The following is a 3,467-nucleotide window of genomic DNA, read 5'->3' on the forward strand; positions in this document are numbered from 1 at the left end:
GTCTTTCGCTCCTCTTTTGAGGCGCTTTATCAGTATAGCGACTGAATCTCATTTTGTCAACTGTATTTTTTAGTTTTTTTCAAACTATCATTTTCAGTTTTCCTCATGCTTTTCAGCTGTTTTTTTCGTCCTCTTTCGAGGTGCTTCATCAGTATAATGATTTATTCTTCAATTGTCAACTATTAATTTTGATTTTTTCAAAAACCCGTTATTAACAATTTCACATAACCTTTACTTGTAAGGACGTATCTATAATTATAGAATCTGATTGCCACATTGTCAATAACAAATTCCTACTATTTCAATGTAATTCGATACCATTATTATTAAATTAGTATTCTTGTAATCCCCAATACTAAGTGATATAATTTTATTGTTGTTAATATTCAGGGTAGTTCATTAATATCTTCATCTGCAGGTATGACCTAGTTATACATTTTATGTTCTTAATCCCCTCAAGATGCATGAAGGGACTTTTAATTATTTTAGCTGGAGGAAACGATGAAAAGATTAAGAATCAAGAAGTGCAAATGTTGTAATGAGAAAATTAAATGGAAGCCAGTCAATAAAAATAATAATCATTCTATTCATTGCGAGATGCACTCATTTGACAGAAATATAAGTTACGCAAAACTCATAAACGAAGATGAGTTGTCTGTCACCTATACCTTCTACTGTAAATACTGTGATAAGGAAAATATAGCAACCATCTCAAAAAAAACTAATAAAGAAGTAAGACTAGCGATCTGCTGATTTACTTTAAATACTAATAATATCATGCCATCCTATAGTACTGCTTATAAGATGGCATTAATTTTGATAAAAAGGAGATAAATATGATAGTATCATGGTCCAGCTTGGATGTTACCGAAAAGGATAAGGCGCTTAGTTTCATATTTGAACATTCAAAAAGTTCAAATAATTCAAATAAGGATGAAAGGAAGAAATATCTTACCAGCAACATCTTCAATAAAGGTGACACATTAATGTTTTATTTCAATCATTCTGAGATTCTTGGTTCAATAGGGATTGTTACTGCAGAAATCCCAGTAAAAAAAGAAGGCTTCATTACAGCAATAAATTGCATTTCTATAGAAGTGTTTGAAGAACTTATAAACAAGGCAATAGATATTGCCAAAAATAAGGGAGCCGACATTGTCAGTTTGGGATTAAAACCTCACAATGTCAATTTAACAGAATCGGTTAAGGATTACGGCTTTTTATATTCCCACAGTTTTATTAAATTGGTCCATGATGACAAAAGAATAATCAGTCATCCAAACCTTGTTCCACTCGATAAAGACAATGCTCCTTTATATGCTGCAATAATGACTTCTGGATTCATGAATACTCCAAATGGAGCGACTGTATCTGATGATGAAGCCTATTCATTACTGGAGGAACCTTTATCCAATAAATACGGCCTTTTCAAAATTAACGGCATATGCGTTGGGGTTTATGAATTGAGAATTAAAGACGATAAAGGATGGATTGATGGTATTGCCATTAATCCTGACGAACAAAAAAAGGGTTACGGGAAAATGCTGCTGAATCAATGCATGGGATATTTATATTCATTGGGAGTTAAAAAGATTGAAATGATGGTTGCAGACACCAATGAAAATGCATTCAAGCTCTATCTACACAACGGTTTTCGTGAAAAGGAGCTATTATCTACCTGGTTCAAAAAATCAGTCAACAGCTAAATAACAAAAATAAGAAAAGTGGCCGTCAAAATTCTAATTGACCAGCCACTTTTTTAAAAATGAAAATATTTACCCATCTCTATTTTAGAGTCTTTTTTCAGGCTTCTACAATCTTTTCTTAGTTACTTCCTTCCCTAACATATTTATTTCTATATAATATTATAAAACATGTACATTGCTACTAATTTACCACCAACTTGTGTTTAAGCACTTTTATTGTTCGATTTGCCGGTTACTCAACTTTATTCGATTAAACGTCTTAAAATCAATTTTAAAGATTGCTTTATGCATGTACTCTTATTTATGTTCTGTTCTGTTCAAAAATTTCTTGAATCTTGATTATTTACACTCTTAACATACATATCAATTATTTATTTAATATCTGTGTCATCATTTCCCACACTTCATAAGCATCATTAACATTAGTTATATCAATATTTTTCAAAGCTGGTTCTACTTTCTCAAAAATATCTTCGAATGTCACCCAGTTCAATTCTAGAGACTTTAACCACTGCTGAAACCACCTGAAGGTTACTGGCATGTTAAACAGTATATAGATGCAACAAAAACTCTATTTTATTCATATCTCTCAAATAACGATTATGAGATAAGAACAAAACGATCCATTAGAGTTTGTTTTGTAGAACTGTGAACCATAGTGTTGTGTTGAAGTATATAGTCAAACAGTAGCTCGTTAAAATGGTCAAGAGACTGAATTGAAGTAGTCTCTAAGCATAGATCCACCGGTCCTTAATGTTCGGGTTTCTTGCAAATTCCAAGTCATATTTCCTGATGAAACGCTGGACAGAAGCGAAAAATCTCTTCGATGGCAGTATCATTGAGGGTACGTGAAGCACCCTTGTCGGAACGAGCCTTTGGCATAAGAACATCCCTTCAAGCTCTATCTTAACAACAGTTTTCATGAAAAGAAACTGTATTTTATCATTAAAAAACTGACCTCCCATAAGTTAGATTTTTAGGTCTAACTTATGGGGGTCAGTACAAAATTCTATTTGACCAGCCACTTTTTTAAAAATGAAAATAAAAAAGATACTATCCCCAGTACTATTGCAATAAAGAATAAGGGGCTATAGTTTTCAACAGGACACATTCCTTCTGGAACAGAGCTTCTCACTATATATACTCTAATCAATACATATGCTGATAATATAATAAAGGCTGTAAATATTATGTTGTTTATTGTTTTAAACATTTTCTCTGTCATCTATTCTTCCCTCTACTTATTAATTGATTTCAACCTTCATAAATTCCTTACTAAAGTTCCTTTATCATACTCTCTTTCTTGTTATATTACAAGGATTTTACTGAATCATCTTGTATTATTCCCATTATTTTACATTCGTTCAAAAAAACAGCGTTAACTTTCCAAAAAATAAAAAAAAGGCTCTAAGCCTTGATATCAGTTGTACCTATGGTGCACCCTGCAAGATTCGAACTTGCGGCCTTCTGATTCGTAGTCAGACACTCTATCCAACTGAGCTAAGGGTGCAAAGTACAGTTGGAGGCGCCACCCAGATTTGAACTGGGGGTGAAGGAGTTGCAGTCCTCTGCCTTACCACTTGGCTATGGCGCCACAAATTAATAAAATGGGGTGGATAATGGGATTCGAACCCACGACCCCCGGAATCACAATCCGGTGCTCTAACCAGCTGAGCCATACCCACCACGATATGTTATGAAATTTCATTGGAGCGGGTGAAGGGAATCGGACCCTCGCGACAGGCTTGGAAGGCCAGGGCT

The 3,467-nt window shown here is 33.8% G+C and carries 3 protein-coding genes and 3 tRNA genes; 2 read left to right on the forward strand and 4 right to left on the reverse strand.

What is annotated here, in order from left to right; all coding sequences use genetic code 11:
* Nucleotides 1–501 precede the first annotated feature (501 nt).
* A complete protein-coding gene (locus AC3AX0_RS09505; protein WP_487550056.1) occupies nt 502–753 on the forward strand; it encodes a hypothetical protein in 252 nt (83 codons plus the stop codon).
* 83 nt (nt 754–836) lie between these two features.
* Nucleotides 837–1,706: a GNAT family N-acetyltransferase gene (locus tag AC3AX0_RS09510; RefSeq protein WP_487550057.1), complete on the forward strand. Its 870-nt coding sequence runs from the start codon at nt 837–839 to the stop codon at nt 1,704–1,706.
* A gap of 1,009 nt (nt 1,707–2,715) precedes the next feature.
* Here the strand turns inward: AC3AX0_RS09510 and AC3AX0_RS09515 are convergent.
* From AC3AX0_RS09515 to AC3AX0_RS09530, 4 genes are all read right to left on the reverse strand, one after another.
* The gene (locus AC3AX0_RS09515) at nt 2,716–2,931 is read right to left on the reverse strand and encodes a hypothetical protein (RefSeq protein WP_487550058.1); all 216 of its coding nucleotides are present in this window, start codon (nt 2,929–2,931) and stop codon (nt 2,716–2,718) included.
* 208 nt (nt 2,932–3,139) lie between these two features.
* Nucleotides 3,140–3,216: transfer RNA gene (locus tag AC3AX0_RS09520), tRNA-Arg, on the reverse strand.
* A 10-nt stretch (nt 3,217–3,226) separates the two neighbouring features.
* Nucleotides 3,227–3,300 (reverse strand) — tRNA-Cys (locus AC3AX0_RS09525).
* Between the two features lie 14 nt (nt 3,301–3,314).
* Nucleotides 3,315–3,391 (reverse strand) — tRNA-His (locus AC3AX0_RS09530).
* Nucleotides 3,392–3,467: the final 76 nt, after the last annotated feature.

The organism is Dethiosulfatibacter sp. (assembly GCF_983023055.1).

Coding starts and splice junctions, on each gene's coding strand:
- AC3AX0_RS09505 (WP_487550056.1), top strand. CDS start 502: ATGAAAAGATTAAGAATCAAGAAGTGCAAATGTTGTAATGAGAAAATT.
- AC3AX0_RS09515 (WP_487550058.1), bottom strand. CDS start 2,931: ATGACAGAGAAAATGTTTAAAACAATAAACAACATAATATTTACAGCC.
- AC3AX0_RS09510 (WP_487550057.1), top strand. CDS start 837: ATGATAGTATCATGGTCCAGCTTGGATGTTACCGAAAAGGATAAGGCG.